This window comes from Acidovorax sp. MR-S7, from assembly GCF_000400995.2.
Lineage (GTDB): Bacteria > Pseudomonadota > Gammaproteobacteria > Burkholderiales > Burkholderiaceae_C > MR-S7.
In genome coordinates this window covers 44,500-62,493 of record NZ_DF238909.1, presented here as the reverse complement: position 1 = coordinate 62,493, position 17,994 = coordinate 44,500, and the positions used below count along the sequence as shown (strand labels likewise).

General features: G+C 70.8%; 13 protein-coding genes and 1 pseudogene. 4 read left to right on the top strand and 10 right to left on the bottom strand.

Annotation, left to right across the window (positions count from 1 at the left end):
• A pseudogene (locus AVS7_RS07420) lies at window positions 1-297 on the top strand (malonyl-CoA synthase); the annotation flags it as partial.
• 12 nt (window positions 298-309) lie between these two features.
• Here the strand turns inward: AVS7_RS07420 and AVS7_RS07415 are convergent.
• A complete protein-coding gene (locus AVS7_RS07415) occupies window positions 310-1,839 on the bottom strand; it encodes an ABC transporter substrate-binding protein (RefSeq protein WP_020227804.1) in 1,530 nt (509 codons plus the stop codon).
• 97 nt (window positions 1,840-1,936) lie between these two features.
• On the opposite strand from AVS7_RS07415, the gene AVS7_RS07410 reads away from it, so the two are divergent.
• Both AVS7_RS07410 and AVS7_RS07405 read left to right on the top strand, forming a co-directional pair.
• Window positions 1,937-3,982, top strand: a complete 2,046-nt coding sequence (locus AVS7_RS07410; RefSeq protein ID WP_020227803.1) for a diguanylate cyclase — start codon at window positions 1,937-1,939, stop codon at window positions 3,980-3,982.
• Complete coding sequence (locus tag AVS7_RS07405; RefSeq protein ID WP_020227802.1) at window positions 3,972-4,634, top strand: HAD family phosphatase; 663 nt, start codon at window positions 3,972-3,974, stop codon at window positions 4,632-4,634. Before AVS7_RS07410 ends, AVS7_RS07405 begins: the two co-directional genes overlap by 11 nt.
• Window positions 4,635-4,693: 59 nt before the next feature.
• Here AVS7_RS07405 and AVS7_RS07400 read toward each other — a convergent pair whose 3' ends face one another.
• On the bottom strand, window positions 4,694-5,986 hold the full coding sequence (locus AVS7_RS07400; protein ID WP_020227801.1) for a hydroxymethylglutaryl-CoA reductase, degradative: 1,293 nt from the start codon (window positions 5,984-5,986) through the stop codon (window positions 4,694-4,696).
• A 70-nt stretch (window positions 5,987-6,056) separates the two neighbouring features.
• On the opposite strand from AVS7_RS07400, the gene AVS7_RS07395 reads away from it, so the two are divergent.
• A complete protein-coding gene (locus tag AVS7_RS07395; RefSeq protein ID WP_024001111.1) occupies window positions 6,057-7,451 on the top strand; it encodes a PLP-dependent aminotransferase family protein in 1,395 nt (464 codons plus the stop codon).
• 12 nt (window positions 7,452-7,463) lie between these two features.
• Here the strand turns inward: AVS7_RS07395 and AVS7_RS07390 are convergent, their stop codons facing one another.
• From AVS7_RS07390 to AVS7_RS07355, 8 genes are all read right to left on the bottom strand, one after another.
• Window positions 7,464-9,113, bottom strand: a complete 1,650-nt coding sequence (locus AVS7_RS07390; RefSeq protein WP_020227799.1) for an AMP-binding protein — start codon at window positions 9,111-9,113, stop codon at window positions 7,464-7,466.
• The gene (locus AVS7_RS07385; protein WP_020227798.1) at window positions 9,107-10,735 is read right to left on the bottom strand and encodes a GMC family oxidoreductase; all 1,629 of its coding nucleotides are present in this window, start codon (window positions 10,733-10,735) and stop codon (window positions 9,107-9,109) included. Before AVS7_RS07385 ends, AVS7_RS07390 begins: the two co-directional genes overlap by 7 nt.
• 1 nt (window position 10,736) lies before the next feature.
• Window positions 10,737-11,459: an ABC transporter ATP-binding protein gene (locus tag AVS7_RS07380; RefSeq protein ID WP_020227797.1), complete on the bottom strand. Its 723-nt coding sequence runs from the start codon at window positions 11,457-11,459 to the stop codon at window positions 10,737-10,739.
• On the bottom strand, window positions 11,449-13,245 hold the full coding sequence (locus tag AVS7_RS07375) for an ATP-binding cassette domain-containing protein (RefSeq protein WP_020227796.1): 1,797 nt from the start codon (window positions 13,243-13,245) through the stop codon (window positions 11,449-11,451). The genes AVS7_RS07380 and AVS7_RS07375 overlap by 11 nt, the downstream gene beginning before the upstream one ends.
• Entirely contained in the window at window positions 13,245-14,165 is a 921-nt protein-coding gene (locus tag AVS7_RS07370) for a branched-chain amino acid ABC transporter permease (RefSeq protein ID WP_020227795.1), read from the bottom strand. Before AVS7_RS07370 ends, AVS7_RS07375 begins: the two co-directional genes overlap by 1 nt.
• A 128-nt stretch (window positions 14,166-14,293) precedes the next feature.
• Complete coding sequence (locus AVS7_RS07365; RefSeq protein WP_020227794.1) at window positions 14,294-15,490, bottom strand: ABC transporter substrate-binding protein; 1,197 nt, start codon at window positions 15,488-15,490, stop codon at window positions 14,294-14,296.
• Between the two features lie 167 nt (window positions 15,491-15,657).
• Entirely contained in the window at window positions 15,658-17,268 is a 1,611-nt protein-coding gene (locus AVS7_RS07360) for a GMC family oxidoreductase (protein WP_020227793.1), read from the bottom strand.
• A complete protein-coding gene (locus tag AVS7_RS07355) occupies window positions 17,265-17,930 on the bottom strand; it encodes a glutathione S-transferase family protein (protein WP_034690259.1) in 666 nt (221 codons plus the stop codon). The genes AVS7_RS07360 and AVS7_RS07355 overlap by 4 nt, the downstream gene beginning before the upstream one ends.
• Between the last annotated feature and the right edge of the window lie 64 nt (window positions 17,931-17,994).

The window sequence follows — 17,994 nt, the reverse complement described above, 5'->3', positions numbered from 1 at the left end:
GGCTACAACGTCTACCCGGCCGAGATCGAGGGCTACATCAACGAGATGCCCGGCGTGGCCGAAAGCGCGCTGGTGGGCGTGCCGCACCCGGACTTCGGCGAAGTGGGCGTGGCTGTGGTCACGCCCAAGCCCGGCGCGCAGCTCGATGGCGAGGCGATCATCGGCGCGCTCAAGAGCCAACTGGCCAACTTCAAGATCCCCAAGCGCTGCTTCGTCACGGCGGAGTTGCCGCGCAACGCCATGGGCAAGGTGCAGAAGAACCTGCTGCGCGAGCAGCACAAGGGGTTGTTCGTCTGAGTGTGCAGGCCCTCAGGCCCAGTGCAGCGCGCCGATGTCGTGCGCGAAGATGGGGTAGTTCATCCACGCGCCGTGCAGGCCCTTGCGCACCACCGTGCCGATCTTGGGCGCGAAGATCCAGGCGTTGACCGCGTCCTGGGCCAGGTGGCGCTGCAGCGCGGCGAACAGCACCTGCCGCTCGCGCGCGCTGGTGGCTTCGGCATGGCGCTGCGCCAGTTCGCGGAAGGCGGGGCTGTCGTAGCCGAAGTAGTAGTTCGGGTCGGTGTAGATGAGGTAGTCCAGCGGCTCGACGTGGTTGATGATGGTCATGTCGAACTGGCCCTTGAACGGGCCGGCCAGCCACTGCGGCCACGTCAGTTTCTCGATGCGCGCGGTGATGCCCACCTGTGCCAGGTGCGCCGCCACCACCTCGCCGCCCGCGCGCGCATAGGGCGCTGGCGGCAGGCTGAGCGTGAGTGCCAGCGTCTTGCCCACGCCTGCCTGCTTGAGCAGGGCGCGCGCGCGGTCCGGGTCGTAGGGGTAGGTGGTGGCCAGATGCACGTAGCCGGCGTCGGTGGGCGCAAAGTGGCTGCCGATGGCCGTGCCGCGCCCTTCGAGCACGGTGCGGATGAATGCCTCGCGGTCGATGGCGTGGGTGATGGCGCGGCGCACGCGCAGGTCGTTCAGCGGCTTGCGCCGGTGGTTCAGCGCCAGCATGCCCTTGCCGCCCGACGAGCCGATCAGCAGCTGATAGCGGGCGTCGTCCTGCAGCCGGTTGACGGACTGCGTGGCGTAGTGGAAGAACAGGTCGATCTCCCCGGCCCGCAAGGCGGCGAGCTGGTCGTCGGGCTCGCTCAGGAAGCGGAAGGTGGCGCGCGCCATGGACACGGACGCCGCCTGGCGGTAGGTGTCGGTCTTGGCCAGGGTGATGGAGTGGCCGGGCTGGCGGCCCGCGACGCGGTACGGCCCGGTACCCACGGGGTCGGTGGCGGCCTGCGCGGCGCTGTCCGGGTGCAGCACCACGGCCGTGTTCTCGCCCAGGCGGAAGAGCAGGTGCGCGTCGGGGCGGTGCAGCGTGAGCACCACCGTGTGCGCATCGGGCGTGCCGATGGAGGCGATGTTGTCGAACAGCGCCTTGCGTGCCTTGTTGGTCGAGCCCGGCGCGCCTGAGCGCTCCCATGAGAAGCGCACGGCGGACGCGTCCAGCGCCGCGCCGTCGTGGAAGCGCACGCCCTGGCGCAGGCGGAAGGTGTAGGCCAGCCCGCCCGGGTCCTGCTGCCACGATTCGGCCAGCAGCGGGGCGATGGCGCCGCTTTCCTCTATCTTGGTCAACCCCTCGAACACGTTGTAGTGCGTCACCTCGCCCACGGCGGCGGCTGCGGCCATGGTGGGGTCCAGGCTCTCGGGCTCGAACGACATGTTGATCGTCACCGCCTGCCGCTCGCCCGCGCGCGGCTGGGCGAGGGCCGTGAGCGGCGTGAGTGCCGTGGGAGCGGCCGCCAGGGTGGCCAGCGAGCGCGCCAGGCACGTGCGGCGCGTGAAAAGGGGCGGCTGGTCGGTCATGCGCGGGCTCCTCGGAAAGGGGGCTCTACAAAATGTGACATAGTATCCAGACACGCACGCACGCTCCCAAGAATCCTCACTCCGCCGCGCACCATCGATGACCGTTGCAGCGTCCCACGACCCGCGCCGCCGGCGCCCCTGGGCCTGGTGGATACTGCCGCTGGCCGCGCTGGGACTGGTGATGGCGATGGGCTGGGGTGCCTACGAGGTCTACCAGGACCGCGAGAAGCGCTACCGCCACCAGGTCGAGAGCGCGCTGCGCGTGGCCAACATGCTGCAGGCCCAGAGCGTGGCCGACTGGCGCCAGCGGCGGCTCGCCGAGGGCGCGGCCCTGCTCGACGACAGCCTCTTCGCACAGGCCGTGGCGCGCTGGCAGGCCACTCCCGCGCCGGAGCGCGAGGCGCTGGTGCGCGAGCGGCTGCGCACCATGGTCGAGCGCGCGAAATACACCGCCGCCTACCTCGTCTCGCCGGACGGGCAACTGCTGCTGTCGCCCGCGGGCCCGGCGAACGGGCAACTGCCGCTGCCCGCGCGCCAGGTGCTGCAGCGCGCGCTGGATCAGGCCGAGCCGGCGATGGTGGAGATGCACCGCAACGCGCTGTTCGCCTTCCCCATCTTCGGCGTGCTCGCGCCCGTGTTCGACGGCGTGCGCCCCGTGGCCGCCGTGTGGCTGGTGAGCGACGTGCGCACCACCCTCTATCCGCTGCTGGACGCCTGGCCTTCGGCCAGCCGCACGGCCGAATCCGTCCTGGTGGAGCGCGACGGCGACGAGGTGCTGTACCTGAGCCCGCTGCGCCACCGCTTCGACGAGCCGCTGACGCTGCGCGAGCCCCTCGCCGGGGCGGACAACGACGACCCGGTGCAGCGCGCAGCGCTGGGCGCGCGCGGCACGCTGTACGGGCGCGACTACCGCAACGAGCGGGTGCTGGCCATGGTCAGCACCGTGCCCGACTCGCCCTGGCTGCTCATTTCCAAGATGGACGTGGCCGACGCCTTCACCGATGCCCAGCGCCGCGAATGGCTGGCCCTGGCGCTGCTGGCCAGCCTGGGCCTGCTGTGGGCGGGCAGCATGGCCGTGCTGTGGCAGTGGCGCGCATGGCGGCGCGAGCGCGCGCTCAAGACCGAGCTGGAGCGCAACATGCGCTGGCTGGAGAACGCGCAGCAGGCCGCCTCCGTGGGCTACTTCGCCTACGACGCGGCGCGGGCCGAGTTCTTCATGTCGCGCATGGCCAGCGCCATGTTCGGCCTCCCCGCAGACGGCTACATGACGCTGCACCAATGGGTCGCCATGCTGCACCCCGAGGAGCGCGAGCGCGTTCTCGATATCCACGGCCGCGCGCTCTCGGGCCGCGCGCCGCTGCGCACCCAGTACCGCATCCTGCGGCCGAGCGACGGGCAGATGCGCTGGATCGAGGTCTGGGGCGAATACGGCAGCGACGACGAGGCCGGCCCCGCGCGCATGACCGGCACCGTGCAGGACATCACCGAGCGCAAGCACGCCGAGGAGCAGCTGGCCCGCTACCGTGCGGCGCTGGAGGAGCGCGTGCGCCTGGACGCGCTCACCCAGGTGGCCAACCGCCTCGCGCTCGACGAGGTCGTGGCGCAGGAGTGGAGCCGCGCCGAGCGCGACGGCAGCTCGCTCGCGCTGCTGATGATCGACGTGGACCACTTCAAGGCCTACAACGACCGCTACGGCCACGTGGCCGGCGACCAGTGCCTGCAGAGCGTGGCGCGCGCGCTGTCGTCGGGCGCGGTGCTGCGCGCGAGCGACCTCGTCGCGCGCTATGGCGGCGAGGAATTCGCCGTGCTGCTGCCCGGCACCGACGCCACCTTCGCGGCGCAGGCCGCGCAGCGGCTGTGCGAGGCGGTGAACGCGCTCGCGCTAGAGCACAGCGCCAACCCCCAGGGCGACCGCGTGACCATCAGCGTCGGCGTGGCCAGCCTGCGTCCGCGCGACGTGGCTGCGCCGCCGGGCCAGCCCCGTGCCGGCGTGGACGCCGCGCAGGCGCTCTTCCAGCAGGCCGACGCAGCGCTCTACCGCGCCAAGCAGGCCGGCCGCAACCAGGTGGCCATCTATGAACCGGGGCGCATGGACGTGCTGCACGCGCCGGCGCCCGTACCGCAAGACCTCCATGACCTTTGATGCCATTCTTTTCGACTGCGACGGCGTGCTCGTCGACAGCGAACCCATCACCAACGGCGTGCTGTGCCAGATGCTGGGCGAAGCCGGCTGGGACCTGTCGCCCGCCGAATGCCTGCGCCTGTTCATCGGCCGCACCGTGCGCAGCGAGGCTGCCCGCATCGAGGCTGAGACTGGCCGCCCGTTCACCGACGCCTGGCTGGCCGAGTTCTACGAGCGCCGCAACGTACGCCTGCGCGCCGAGCTGGTCGCCATCCCGAATGCGCCCGAGGCCGTGCGCGCCGTGCATGCGCGCCTGGGAGGGCGCATCGCCTGTGCCTCCGGGGCCGACCGGCAGAAGGTGGAGATGCAGCTCGAACAGGTGGGGCTGGCCCCGCTGTTCGCAGGCCGTGTGTTCAGCGGCCACGAGATGCCGGCCACCAAGCCCGCGCCCGACGTGTACCTGGCCGCCGCCGCCGCGCTGGGCATTCCGCCCGCGCGTTGCCTGGTGGTGGAAGACACCGTGACCGGCGTCACCGCCGGCGTGGCCGCGGGCGCCACCGTGGTGGGCTACAGCCCTTCCAGCATCGGCCATGGCTCGCCCGAGGACCTGCGCGCGGCCGGGGCGGTGCGCATCATCGCGGATATGGCGGAGCTGCCCGCCTTGCTGGGCTGATTGCTCAGTTTTTGATAGCTGCCAGCGCTTGATGGGTAAGCGCTGGAGGTCAATTGGGCCTAATTTCCTGCGCGCAGGGCGGCCAGCAGCGCCTGCGCCCGGTCGGTGCGCACGTCCTTCTCCTGCGCCATCTGGCGGGCGACGTGGTCGATCTCGGCACCCGTCGCGCCGGCCACGATGGCGATGTTGCGCGCGTGCAGCGCCATGTGGCCGCGCTGGATGCCTTCGGTGGCCAGCGCGCGCAGGGCGGCCAGGTTCTGCGCCAGGCCCACGGCCACGGCGGTCTCGCCCAGCTCCTGTGCCGTCTGCACGCCCATGATCTTGAGCGACAGGCGCGCCAGCGGGTGGGTCTTGGTGGCGCCGCCCACCAGGCCCACGGGCATGGGCATCTCCAGGCTGCCGACCAGCCAGCCGCGCGCGTCCTTCTCCCAGCGCGTCAGCGAGCCGTAGTGCCCGTTGCGGCAGGCCCAGGCGTGGGCGCCGGCCTCCACCGCGCGCCAGTCGTTGCCGGTGGCGACGATCACCGGGTCGATGCCGTTCATGATGCCCTTGTTGTGCGTGGCGGCGCGGTAGGGGTCGACGGCGGCGAACTCGTAGGCGTCGAGGATGCGCTCGATCATGTCGCGGCCGTCGTAGTCGGCCGTGGTCAGCACCTCGGGCGACAGGGCCACGCGGGCGCGCGACAGGCGCAGGTCGGCCAGGTTGGAGAGGATGCGCAGGCGCACCTGCCCGCCGGTGATGGCCTCGACCAGCGGCGAGACGGATTCGGCCATGGTGTTGACGGTGTTGGCGCCCATGGCGTCGCGCACGTCCACGATCAGGTGCATCACCAGCATGGCGCCGCGCCGCGTGCTCTCCAGCACGTGCACCTCGATGTCGCGGCAGCCGCCGCCCAGGCCGATGAGCACCTTGTCGCGCTGGTTGGCCAGGTCGATGATTTCCTGGCGGCGGCGCAGCAGCGACTGGCGTGCGCCGTGCGGGTCGGTCAGGCCCAGCACCTGCACCTGCGCGCGCATCAGCGGGGCGGTGCTCGACGTCTCGAAGCCGCCGCACTCGCGCGCCAGCTTGGCCATGAACGAGGCGGCCGCCACGACGGAGGGCTCCTCCACCGCCATGGGCACGAGCACGTCCTTGCCGTTGAGCTGGAAGTAGCCGGCCACGCCCAGCGGCAGCTCGAAGGTGCCGACGACGTTCTCGATCATGCCGTCGGCCACGGCGGGGTCCAGCGCGCCGGCGTGGGCGAGCCGCCGGGCGTCGTCGTCGCTCAGGTGCGCGGCGGCCACGAGGTGCTGCAGGCGCTGCGGGACGGTCATGGAGCGGAAGCGGGGCAGGCGGGAGTCAATGGTGGTCATGGTGGATAGGGCAATGGCGGGTGAGGGAATCGGGACGGGCGGCGGGCGGGCACAGGTACAGTGCGGGCACATGAGCGCCACACCTGACCCCTTGTTCATCGTGCTGGCGGATTCGCTGGAGCGGCAGATCCGGGGCGGCGCATACCGCAGCGGCGACAAGCTGCCCTCGCTGCGGGAGATCGCGGCATCGCGCGGCTACGGCAAGAACACGGTGGTCTCGGCCTTCGAGCTGCTGGTGGCCCGGGGGCTGGTGGAGCCCCGGCGCGGCGCGGGCTTCTTCGTCAAGGAGGCCGTGCACCAGGTCCACCAGGCCGGTGAGAGCGCCGACAACCCGTCGCGGCGCCGGGCCATGGACATCGTCTGGCTCATGCGCATGCAGCTGCGCAACGAGCCCGGGCAACTGGCGGTGGGCGATGCGTTCCCGCCGTCCGAATGGCTGGCCGGGGCGCGGCTGGATCGCTCGCACCACAAGGTGGCGCGCGGCGGACTGGGCGCGCTGTTCCGCTACGGCGACCGGCTGGGCTACGCCCCGCTGCGCCACCGCCTCGTGCGGCGCCTGGCGGATGTGGGCATCGATGCCCACCCCCAGCAGATCGTGCTGACCCACGGCGCCAACGAGGCCATGGACCTGATCGTGCGCTACTTCGTTCCGCCCGGCGGCGTGGTGCTGATCGACGACCCCGGCTACTACCCGCTGCTGGGCAAGCTGCACCTGGCCGGCGCCCGGATCGTGGGCGTGCCGCGCCTGGCGGACGGCCCCGACCTGCAGGCGCTGGAACACGTGCTTCAGGCCGAGCGCCCGCGCCTCTTCTTCACGCAGTCGCTGGCCCACAATCCCACGGGCTCGGACCTGTCTCAAGCCAAGGCGCAGGCGGTGCTGCGCCTGGCCGAACAGCACAACCTGCTGCTGGTCGAGAACGATGCGCTGAGCGACTTCCGCCCCGCCACGGCGCCGCGGTTGTCGGCGCTGGACGGGCTGGAGCGCACGCTCTACCTCGGCAGCTTCTCTAAGTCGCTGTCGGCCGCGCTGCGCGTGGGCTACGTCGCCTGCAGCGCGGACCTGGCGCAGGATCTGGCCGACCTCAAGATCCTCACCGCCGTCAGCAGCTCGGAATACGCCGAGCGCGCCGTCGAGACGCTGCTGGCCGAGCGGCGCCATGCCAGGCACCTGGAGCAGCTGCGGGCCCAGCTGGCCGAGGCCACCCACAACGCCTACGCGCTGCTCGACCGCATGGGGGCCGAGGTGTTCGTGCGCCCCGCGCACTCGCTGTTCATCTGGGCGCGCTGGCCCGGCTTCGACGATGCCCAGGCGCTCGCGCAGTCCATGCTGGACCTGGACATCGTGATGGCGCCCGGCAACATCTTCAGCGTGGACAGCGAGCGGGTCAGCCCCTGGTCGCGCTGCAATCCGCACGCGGTGCAGGATCCGCGCTTCGCGCGCGCGCTGGAGCGGCTTCGCGGATGAGGGCATGGCGTTTCAGCCTTGGGCCTTCTTCTGGCGCTTCTTCCACGCACGCAGGTCGTGCATGCCCGGCAGCGTGCGCGGGTCCACGCCCGGGCCGAAGATGCTGTGCTTCTGGATCTTCTGCGTGCCTGTGGTCGGGATCTGCTCGCTGAACCAGACCCAGCCCGGTGTCTTGAAGTACGCGAGCCCCGCCTCGCAATGCGCGAACAACGAGCGCAGCAGGGCCTGCGTGTCTGGTGCCTTGCGTGCATGGGGCTTGAGCACGATGCAGGCCAGCACTTCCTCTTCGCGGATGTCGTCGGGCACGGCCATGACGGCGGCCATCTCCACGTCGGGGTGCGTCAGCAGCCAGGCTTCGACCTCGGCCGCCGCGATGTTCTCGCCCGAGCGGCGGATGATGTTCTTGCGCCGCTCCACGAAGTGCAGCATGCCCGTGGCGTCGCGCGTGACCACGTCGCCGGTGTGGAACCAGCCGCCGCGCCACGCGGCCTCGGTGGCGGGCTCGTCGTCGAGGTAGCCCGAGAAGAAGTCTTTGCGCGGCGTTGCGGCTGAATGGCGGATGAGCATTTCGCCGGGCGTGCCGTCGGGCACGTCGTTGCCCGCATCGTCCGCCACGCGCACGTCGATGCCGGGCGTGGCGCGGCCGAAGGCGCGCGTGCCCACCTGGCGCGGGGGCTGGCAGTCGATGAGGATGCGCACGTTCTCGGTCATGCCCCAGAGTTCGAGCAGCGGGAAGCCGAAGCGCTCTTCGAACGCCGCGTGCAGTTGCGGCTCCACGCCCGCGCCCATGCCGAAGCGCACGCAGTGGTCTTTGTCGCCGGGTGAAGGCGGCTGCACGCAGAGCATCTGCGCGATCACGCCCAGGTAGTGGACGATAGTGGCGCGCGTATCGCGCACCTCGCTCCACCAGCGCGTGGGCTGGAAGCGGTCGGTCTGGATCTGGCAGCTGCCCGTGAGCAGCGCCGCTTGGAACGAGAGGATGGACGCGTTGACGTGGAACAGCGGCAGCGGGTTGTAGATGCGCTCGCCCTCGGGCCGGAAATCAACGAGGCCACCGCGCGTGGCGTAGTAGGCGCCAGCGGCCAGCTCGTAGCGGTGCGAGAGCACGCAGCCCTTGGGCCGGCCCGTGGTGCCCGAGGTGTAGAGGATGCTTGCGGGCGTGTCGGCCTCGGGCGTCCAGTCCGTCGCTGGCGAGGGAGATGGAGGCAGGGCGGCGTCGAACTGCTCGAAGACCACGGTGGGCGGCTGCCACGTGGCCTCGCGCGCGCCGGCCTGCCAGTCGGCCTGGCGCGACTGCAGCACCACGGCCAGGTCCACGTGCGCGTGGTCGATCAGGTAGGCCAGCTCGCGCGGGCGGTAGTCGGGGTTGACGGGCACGCAGCAGATGCCCAGCGCATTCATCGCCAGTTTGTGCAGCATGTGCTCCAGGCGGTTTTCCAGCAGCAGGGCGATGCGGTGGCCCTTGCCGTAGCCCGCCGTGCGGTAGCGGTCCATGAGCCCTTGCACCGCCTGTGCTGCTTGCGCATAGGTGATGGTGCGGCCCTCGGGGTCGTAGGCGCGCGCGGGGTTGGGTGGGGCCACCAGCAGGGGCCGGTCGCCGAATTCGGCGGCGGCCTCCTGCAGCACGCCGCCGATGGTGGCGTTTTCATGCGGAGTCAGCATGGGTTTCTTCCCAGAATAAGGTCGGCCGCCTTCTCGCCGATCATCATCGACGCGGCGCAGATGTTGGCCGAGGGGATGGCCGGGATGACCGACGAATCGGCCACGCGCAGCCCTTGCAGGCCGTGCACGCGCAGCCGCGCATCGACCACGGCGCCCGCGTCGGCGGCGGGCCCCATGCGCGCCGTGCCGCACAGGTGGTAGGACGAGACGCCGTAGCGGCGGATGTAGGCGAGGATGTCCGCGTCGCTCTGGGCATCCTTGCCCGGCATGGCCTCGGCCTCGAAGAAGGGGGCGAGCGCCTGGGTGCGCAGCAGGCCGCGCGCCAGGCGCACGCCGGCGGTGAGCACGCGCACGTCTTCCTCGTGCGACAGGTAGTTGGGGCGGATCAGCGGGTCGGCCCACGGGTCGTTGGAGCGCAGCCGCACCTCGCCCTCGCTGCGCGGGCGGTGCGCCCACACGCCGCAGGTCATGCCGGGGTAGGTGTCGAGCTGGCCCACGTAGCCCTCGCGGTAGCTGGCCGGGGTGAACACGCCCTGCAGGTCGGGCCGCACGCCGTCGCCCAAACCGGAGTGCCAGAAGAAGTGCACGAGCGACGGGCTCAACGCGAGGATATTGGGCTTGCCCGCGAGCCAGCGCGCCGCCTGCGCCCACAGGCGCGGCACGCGCGCCAGCTCGTTGATGGTGACGGCGCTGCCGCGCCGCACGTGCCCGACGACGCGCACCGAGAAGTGGTCTTTCAAATGCGCGCCCACGCCTGCGAGGGAATGCACCACGGGCAGGCCCAGCGCCTGCAACTGCTCGGCCGGGCCGATGCCCGAGAGTTGCAGCAGCCGGGGCGTGTTGATCGCGCCCGCGCAGACGATCACCTCGCGCCGCGCGCCGACCGCTTTGGCATTCCCCTGCGGGCCGCCGTGCGCGTAGGCCACGCCCACGGCGCGCGTGCCGTCGAACACGATGCGCGTGGCCTGCGCATGGGGGCGCACCGCCAGGTTGGCAGGGGGCTGGCGCAGGTAGCCGCGCGCCGTGCTCTGGCGCCAGCCACGGTGGATGGTGCGCTGGAAGTAGCCCACGCCCGCCTGCGTGTCGCCGTTGTAGTCGGGGTTGCGCGGCAGGCCCTGCTCCTGCGCGCCCGCGATGAAGGCCTCGCAGATCGGGTGCGTCCAGTCGATGGGCGTGACCGGCACCCGGCCCGCCGTGCCGCGCCGCGTGCTCCCGGCTGGGCCCAGCCAGCGCTCGTTGCGCTGGAAGTACGGCAGCACCTCGGCGAACGACCAGCCCGGGTTGCCCAGGGCGGCCCAGCCGTCGTAGTCCTCGGCCTGGCCCCGGTTGTAGATCAGGCCGTTGATCGCGCTCGACCCGCCCAGGGTCTTGCCCTGCGGCAGCGGCACGCGCCGGTCCAGCGTGCGCGCATCGGGCTCCGAGCCATACGTCCACGTATAGCCAGGGTCGAACAGCATCTTGATGAAGCCGGCCGGCAGGTGCAGGTAGGGGTGGCGGTCGGGCGGCCCGGCTTCGAGCAGGCAGACACTCACGGCCGGGTCTTCGGCCAGCCGCCGCGCCACGATGGCGCCGGCCGCGCCCGCGCCGACCACCACGTAGTCGAAGCTCTCCGCGAAGTCCATGTCAATGTCCCCCGAGGTAGGCGGCGCGCACTTTCGGGTCGCGGCGCAGTTCGCGGCCTGGGCCTTCCAGCGTGATGCGCCCGGTCTCCAGCACATAGCCCCGGTCGGCCACGGCCAGGGCCTGGTTGGCCATCTGCTCCACCAGCAGGATGGTCACGCCCAGCGTGCGCAGGCTGCGGATGGTGTCGAAGATTTCCTTAACGATCAGCGGCGCCAGGCCCAGCGAGGGCTCGTCGAGCAGCAGCAGTTGGGGCCGTGCCATCAGGGCACGGGCGATGGCCAGCATCTGCTGCTCGCCGCCGGACATGGTGCCCGCCATCTGCTGCTGGCGCTCGCCCAGGCGCGGGAAGCGCTCGTACTGCGCCTGGATGTCGGCCTCGATCTCCGCCGCGCTGGCATTGCGGTGGTAGGCGCCCAGCAGCAGGTTGTCGCGCACGGTCTGGTCGGCGAACACCTGCCGGCCTTCGGGCGACTGGGCGATGCCCAGGGCCACGCGCCGGTGGCCGGGCGTGGCGGCAAGATCCTGGCCCTGGAAGAGCACGCGCCCGGCCTTCGCGGGCTCCAGGCCCGAGATGCAGCGCATCAGCGTGCTCTTGCCCGCGCCGTTGCCGCCGATGATGGTGACCACCTCGCCCGCCCGCACGTGCAGCGAGACGCCCTTGAGCGCCTGCACGGCGCCGTAGTGCACGTGCAGGTCGTCGATGCGCAGCAGTTCATCGGACATCGGTGTCCTCCTCGTCGGCTTCGCCATCGTCGGTGCCCAGGTAGGCCGCGATCACGCGCGGGTCGTTCTGCACCTGGGCGGGCGCGCCCTCGGCGATCTTCTGGCCGTAGTCGAGCACGATCACGTGGTCGGAGACGGCCATCACCAGATCCATGTGGTGCTCGATGAGCAGCACGGTGATGCCCAGGTCGCGGATGCGCAGGATCACCTGCGCCAGCTCCTGCGTCTCCTGCGGGTTCAGGCCGGCGGCGGGTTCGTCGAGCAGCAGCAGGCGCGGGTGCGTGGCCAGCGCCCGCGCCAGCTCCAGCCGGCGCTGCACGCCGTAGGGCAGGCTGCCCGCGATCTCCTGCGCCTTGTCCTTGAGGCCCAGGGCGTCCAGGATTTGCAGCGCCTCGTCGCGCGCGGCGCGCTCGGCCGCGCCGCCGCGCCCCAGCAGGCTGCCGAAGAAGCCCGTGGGGATGTGCGCGTGCAGGCCGAGCTTGACGTTGTCCAGCACCGACATGCCCGCGAACAGCTTGAGGTTCTGGAAGGTGCGCCCCAGGCCCGCGCGGGCGATGCTGTAGGGCGGCAGGCCGGTCACGTCGCGGCCGTTGAAGCGGATGCTGCCCTTGTCGGGCGGCACGATGCCCGAGAGGATGTTGAGCAGCGTGGTCTTGCCCGCGCCGTTGGGCCCTATCAGCGAGTGCACGTGCCCCGCGCGGATGCGCACGTCCACGTTGTTCGTGGGCACCACGCCGCCGTAGGCTTTGTAGAGGCCCTGGGCTTCGAGCAGCATCTCTTCGGCGGCGGCCTCGCCGCGCGGACGCCAGGGCGCGAGCTGCTGCGGCAGCGGCTCGGGCGGCAGCAGGCCCGGCGCCCATTGGCGCGCCATCTTCTTCACGAAGCCGGCCAGCCCGTCGGGCATGGCGTAGAGCGCGAACAGCAACAGCGCGCCGTAGGTGAAATGCTGCACGCCGGGCCAGCGCGAGAGGAACGCGTCCAGCAGCGTGAGCACCACCGCGCCCAGCAGCGGCCCGTAGACCGAATGCCCGCCGAACAGCACCATCAGCAGGATGAAGACCGACAGGTTGAAGGTGATGAAGTCGGAGTTGATGTACTGGTTCTGCTGCGCGATCAGCGCGCCCGCCAGCCCGCAGGTGACGGCGCTGATCACGAAGGCCAGCACCTTGAAGCGGTAGACGCTGATGCCCACGCTCTCGGCCGCCACCTCGGCGGTGTTCACGGCCATGAAGGCGCGCCCGAACCGCCCGCGCAGCAGCAGGCGCAGCATCACGTGCAGCGCCACGCCCAGCAGCAGCACGAACCACACCCAATGTTTGGAGCTGAACATGGTGCCGCCCAGTGACAGCGGCAGCACGCCGTAGATGCCCTGCTGGCCCGCGAACACGTCCTGCCATTCGGAGACGATCTTCTCCACCACGATGCCGAAGCCGATGGTCACCATCGCCAGCGCCGGGCCCTTCACGCGCAGCGCGGGCAGCGCGATGACGATGCCGAAGATGCCGGCCATCACGCCCGCCGCGGCGAATGCCGGCCACGGGTTCCAGCCCCAGCGCGCGGTGAGCAGCGCCACGGTGTAGGCGCCCACGGCGAACAGGCCGGCGTGGCCCAGCGACTTCTGCCCGGTGTAGCCCACCAGCACGTTCATGCCCGCGGCGGCGATGTAGTTGACGCCGATGAGGAACAGCACGCGCAGGTAGAAGTCGTTGTCGGTGAACAGCGGCACGGCCGCCGCCAGCGCGGCGACGATGGCGAGCCAGAGGGTGTGTTTGCTTTCGCTGCCCATCACACCTTCTCCACGATGCGCTGGCCCAGCAGCCCCTGCGGGCGCACCACGAGCACGACGATGATGAGCACGAAGATGCTGATCTCGCGCAGCTCCGCGTGCCACAGGCCCACCAGCGCCTCGATCACGCCGAGGATGAAGCCCCCCAGCATGCAGCCGCGCGGGCTGGTGAGCCCGCCCAGGATGGCCGACGAGAAGGCTTTCAGCGCCAGCGTCATGCCCATGAAGACGGACGCGGTGGTGATGGGCGCGATCAGCAGCCCGGCCAGGCCCGCCAGGCTGGAGCTGATGACGAAGGCCAGCACCACGATGGCACTGACGTTGATGCCCATCAGCGTGGCGGCGGCGCCGTTCTGCGCCACCGCGCGCACGGCCTTGCCGATCTTCGTGCGGCGCATCACCCAGTCCAGCGTGAGCAGCACGGCCACGCTGGCCACGAGCACCAGCACCTCCTGCGGCAGCACGCCCGCGCCGCCAATGCGGATCACGTCGCTGCCCAGCGGCGAGGGCATGACCAGCGGCGACGGCCCCCAGATGGCGAGCGCCGTGTTCTGGATGATGATGCCGAAGCCGATGGTGCTCATCACCCAGGCCATGCCGCCCTGGCCCACGAAGGGCCGCACGGCCGCGTAGTAGAGCAGCACGCCCAGCAGCGCCAGCACCGCCATGGAGCCGGCGAGGCTCAGCAGGTAGCGCGTCATCGTCACTTCTTCGGGCAGCAGCGCATCGGTCATCTGCTTGCCGGCGAGCAGCAGCAGCACCGAGACGGCGACGAAGGCCCCGGCCACCAGGAACTCGCCCTGGCCGAAGTTCAGCGTCTTGGTGGTGTTGAAGGTGATGTTGAAGCCCACGGCCACGAGCGCGTAGATGCTGCCCAGGGCCAGGCCGCTGAAGATCGCCTGGAGTATCGATTCGGCCATGCGCTGCCTTCCGCTGACGCTGGAGATATCAAAAAAGTGAGCTGCTGGCGCTTGTCATACAACGGTTTCAGTATGAAATCCATCTGAAACCGGCTTGTAGCAAGCGCAAGCAGCTCCTGTTTTTCAGCTCACTGCTTGAGATCGGCAGGCGTGAGGGACTTGTACACGTCGTCCTGGAAGCGCTGCACCTCGGTGCCGTTCTTCCAGCGCGCGAGGTAGAAGTCGCCCACGTGCAGGCCCTCGTGCATGGTCTTGCTGAAGGGCTTGTCGTAGGTCTTGATGACGCCCTGTACGCCGCTGACGTTCTCCAGCGCGGCGGCGACCTTCTCGCCGTCGGTGGTGTTCGCCTGCTTCATCGCGGCGGCCAGCAGCATCACCGAGTCGTAGGCCTGCGCGGCGCAGGGGAAGCAGGTCAGCGCGGGGAAGTTCTTGCGCACGCGCTCGCCCAGGGCCTTGGTCTTGGCGGAGGTGTCCTCGGTGGTGGACGCGGCCAGGATCAGGTGCTCGGACAGCTTGGGGCCGGTCATCTTCGGGAACAGCGAGCTCAGGTTGCCCCAGGTGCCCAGCGTGACGGGCATGTAGTTGATCTTCTCCATGCTGCGCACCACCTGCGCGGCGCCGTCGGCGATGCCGTAGATGATGACGGTGTCGGCCCCCGCGGCCTTGATCTTGTTGAGCTGCGAGGTCATGTCCGTGTCCTTGGGGCCGTACTTCTCGACGGCCACGGGCTTCACGCCGTGCAGCGCCAGCACCTCGGTCGCGTCCTTGATGCCGCCCTGGCCGTAGCCGGTGGAGTCGGCCAGCACGGCGATCTTCTTGTCCTTGGACGCCTTGACCGCATACGCGGCCAGCAGCGACACCTGCTCACGATCCACCATCGACACGCGGAACAGGTAGTTCTGCGGCTCCTTGGCGTAGCGCGTGGTGATCTCGGTGGCCGTGCCGATGGGCACCACCACGGGAATCTTCTTCTGCTGCGGAATGTGCAGCCAGGCCAGCGCGTTGCCCGAGTTGGCGGGGCCGACCAGCGCCTGCACCTTCTCGCTGTCGAGCAGGTCCTGCACCGTCTGGATGGCCTTCGGCGGTGTGCCCTGGTCGTCGCGGATCACGCCGACCACCTTCTTGCCCAGGATGCCGCCGGCCTTGTTGACGTCCTCGATGGCGGCCTCGAAGCCCCAGCGGCCGGCGATGCCCAGCTCGGCCACGCCGCTGCCGGATTGGTCGGCCGTGTAGCCGATCTTGATGTCCTGCGCGTGGGCGGCGAAGGCGTATGCCACCGTGAGTGCGGCGGCGGCCGCTTGGGCGATCTGGCGGATTCCTGTCATGGCTTGTCTCCTGTTTGACGCCATTGCTGGCGGTGCGGATCTCGCGATCCATCTGTACCCGCCGCTGGCCGCGCCCGTGGAGCGGGACAGCATGCGAATGTCTACTGTAAGCCCGCTGTACCTATTGGGATAGGTACAGTTCGCGCTGACAGTTGTGCCTTCCCCGGCTAGGCCCGCAGCAGCAGGTCCGCTGCCTTCTCCGCGATCATCATGGTCGGAGCGCCGGTGTTGCCAGAGGGCATGGCCGGCATCACCGAGGCGTCGGCCACGCGCAGGCCCTCCAGGCCGTGCACGCGCAGCTGCGCATCCACCACCGCCGATGCGTCGTGCGCCGGCCCCATGCGGCAGGTGCCCATGAAGTGCCAGGCGGTGCCGCCGCGCTGGCGCGCGTAGTCCAGGAGGTCTTCGTCGCTCACCGCCTCGGCGGGCGGTGCCTCGTCGCGCAGCACGTAGGGCTGCAGCGGGGGCGCGTGCAGGATGCGGCGCGTGAGCCGCAGGCCGTCGATCACCACGCGGCGGTCTTCCTCGCGCGCCAGGTAGGCGGGCTGGATCTCGGGCGACGCGAACGGGTCGGCCGACAGCGCGCGCACGTGGCCACAGCTCGCGGGCCGCATCTGGTAGAAGCCCAGCGTCATGCCCGGAAAGCCGTCGAGCCTGCCCGCGATGCCCGAGGCATAGCTGCCCGGCGAGAAGTGGAACTGCAGATCCGCCGCGTCCAGCCCCGGCCGCGAGGCGGCGAACGCATAGGCCACCGACGGGCTGATGGCCAGCACGCTGGGCCGGCCCAGCGCCCACTTGGCGATCTCCAGCCCCAGGCGCCAGCCGCGCGCCGTGCTGTTGATGGTGGTGACGCCCTGCACGCGCACCACGGAGCGCACCATGAAATGGTCCTGCAGCCGCTGGCCCACGCCCTCCAGTGCATGCACTGGCTGAATGCCCAGCGCCTGCAGCCAGCCGAGCGGCCCCACGCCCGAGAGCTGGAGCAGCTTGGGGCTGTTGATGGCGCCCGCGCACAGGATCACCGCGCGCCGCGCGCGCACCGTGCGGCGCGCGTTGCCCGGCTGCATCAGCACTTCGACGCCCACGGCGCGGCGGCTCTCGAACACGATGGACGCGGCATGCGCGCCGGTACGCACGTCCAGGCTGGCGCGCCCGCGCGCGGGCTTGAGGAAGGCCGTGGCCGCGCTCACGCGGCGGCCCTTGTGGATCCAGCGCTGGTAGTAGCCCGCGCCCGCCTGCACTCCCAGGTTGTAGTCGCCGGCTGGGCCGATGCCCAGCGCGTGCGCGCTGGCGATGAAGCCGTCGCACAGCGGGTGGCGCCAGTCGCAGTCGGTGATGGGCAGCAGGCCGTCGCGCCCGCGGTGAGGTTCGTCGCTGCCACCGATGCGCCGCTCGGTGCGCTGGAAGTAAGGCAGCACCTCGTCATAGCTCCAGCCCGGGTTGCCCTGGGCCGCCCAGCCGTCGTAGTCGCGCGCGGTGCCGCGCGCGTAGTTGAAGCCGTTGATGGCGCTGGAGCCGCCCAGCGTGCGCCCCAGCCGCGTGGTCACGCGCCGGCCCGCCGTGCCCTCGCTGGGCGCGGTCTCGAAGGGCCACGTGTAGCGCGGGTCGTAGCCCACCTTGATGAAGCCGGCCGGGATGTGGATGAAGGGGTGGCTGTCGGGCGGCCCCGATTCGAGCAGGCACACGGTGTGGCGACCGTCCTCGCTCAGGCGGTGGGCCAGCAGGCAGCCGGCCATGCCGGCGCCCACGATGACGTAGTCGAAGGTGTCGGTGGTCATCTCAGGTCGGGCGAAGGGGTGGGGTCCACGCCTTGCTCCAGCGCGGCGCGGTGCTGTGCCTGCAGCGCGCGCTGGAACGCGGGGCGCGCCTGCAGCCGCTGCCAGTAGCCGGCGACGGCGGGCGTGAACTGCGCGTCCAGGCCCAGGTGCTGCGCCAGGTGCAGCGCGTAGGCCACGGCCACGTCGGCGGCGGTGAAGCGGCCGGCGCAGAGGAATTCGCCCTGCTGCAGGGCGGCGTCCACGGCGCGCAGGCGCGCGAGGAACCAGCGTGCATAGTCCTGCGCCACCTGGGGCTGGCGGCGCTCCGGGGGCTCGAAGTGGGTATAGCGCAGCACCAGTGTCTGCGGGAAGGTGAGCGTGGCGTCGCTCATGTGCAGCCAGTTCAGGTAGGCGCCATAGGCCGGGTCGTCCACGGCCACGTCGAGGCGCCCTTCGCCATGGCGCGCCGCGAGGTACTGGCACATGGCGGCCGACTCGGTCATGCGCGCAGCGCCGTCCTCCAGCAGCGGCACGGTGCCCAGCGGGTTGTCTTCCAGGAACTGGCGGGCCTGCACGCGCGGCGGAAAGGGCAGCATGCGCAGGCGGTAGGGCACGCCCGCCTCCTCCAGCATCCACAGGGGGCGGAACGAACGGGCGCTGACGCAGTGGTGTAGAACGATCATGGTGGCGTGCATCGTGGCCGCCGGGGCGGGCGGCTGTCAACCGGGCGGGGGTGCGCCGCGCGCC